Source organism: Komagataeibacter kakiaceti JCM 25156, from assembly GCF_000613305.1.
Map to the genome: position 1 here is coordinate 1 of NZ_BAIO01000562.1, position 1397 is coordinate 1397.

Here is a 1397-nt window from a genome sequence, read left to right on the forward strand (position 1 = left end):
GGGCGGCGGGTGGCGGTCGTCTTCGTCGGCGGAGGAGTGCGAGGCCCGCGCGGCGAAGGGGAGGATGTGATCCTCGTCCGTATCGAAACCTCGCCCGAGGACGTGCATGGCATGCACGCCGCCCGTGGCGTGCTGACCACCCGTGGTGGCATGACCTCGCACGCCGCTGTCGTGGCGCGTGGAATGGGGCGTGTCTGCGTGGCGGGCGCGGGCAGCATCCATGTCGATTACGCGGCGGGCACCATGAGCGTGGGCACCCACACCATCGCGCAGGGTGAATGGATCACGCTGGACGGTGGCACGGGCGCGGTCTTCCTGGGGCGCGTGCCGACCATTCCGCCCACGCTGTCGGATGATTTCAATACGCTCATGGGCTGGGCGGACAGCGTGCGCCGCCTTGGCGTGCGCGCCAATGCAGAAACCCCCGAAGACGCCCGCACCGCGCGCCGTTTCGGGGCGGAAGGCATCGGCCTTGCGCGTACCGAACACATGTTCTTCGGCCCCGACCGTATCGGCTTTGTCCGCCAGATGATCATTGCCGACGCCGAGGACGTGCGCCAGAAGGCCATCGCGGCGCTGCTGCCCTTCCAGCGCGATGACTTCGCCAGCCTGTTCCGCATCATGGCCGGGATGCCGGTCACGGTGCGGCTGCTGGATCCGCCGCTGCATGAATTCCTGCCGCATGCCGATGCCGAGATGGCCGAGGTCGCAACCGCGCTGGGCAAGAGCGTGGAAGAAATCCGCGCCCGTTGCGCCGCGCTGTCCGAGACCAACCCGATGCTGGGCCATCGTGGCTGCCGTCTGGGCCTGACCAGCCCGGAAATCTACGCCATGCAGGTGCGCGCCCTGATCCAGGCCGCCGTGATGGTGGAAAAGGAAACGGGCAAGCCCATCCGGCCGGAAATCATGATCCCGCTGGTAGCCACACAGGCCGAACTGGCCGCCACCCGCCGCGCGGCGGAAGATGAGATCGCGCGGGTGCTGAAGGAAGAAGGCACGAACCTCAATTACGACATCGGCACCATGATCGAGCTGCCCCGCGCCGCCCTTCAGGCCGACCGGATTGCGGAATATGCGGATTTCTTCTCATTCGGCACCAATGACCTGACCCAGACCACGTTCGGTCTGTCGCGTGATGATGCGGGGTCGTTCCTGCCTTATTACGTGGATCAGGGACTGCTCCCGCGCGATCCGTTCGTGTCCATTGACCGTGATGGCGTGGGCGCGCTGGTCCGCATCGGCGTGGAACGCGGACGGCAGACCAGCCCTGACCTGAAGCTGGGCATCTGCGGTGAACATGGTGGCGACCCTGACTCCATCGCATTCTTTGATGAAGTGGGGCTGGATTATGTTTCGTGTTCCCCGTTCCGTGTGCCGGTCGCGCGCCTTGCGGCCGC

At 66.3% G+C, this 1397-nt stretch carries 1 pseudogene; it reads left to right on the forward strand.

From position 1 onward, the window contains the following. Positions 1-1397: pseudogene (locus tag JCM25156_RS16605) on the forward strand (putative PEP-binding protein); the annotation flags it as partial.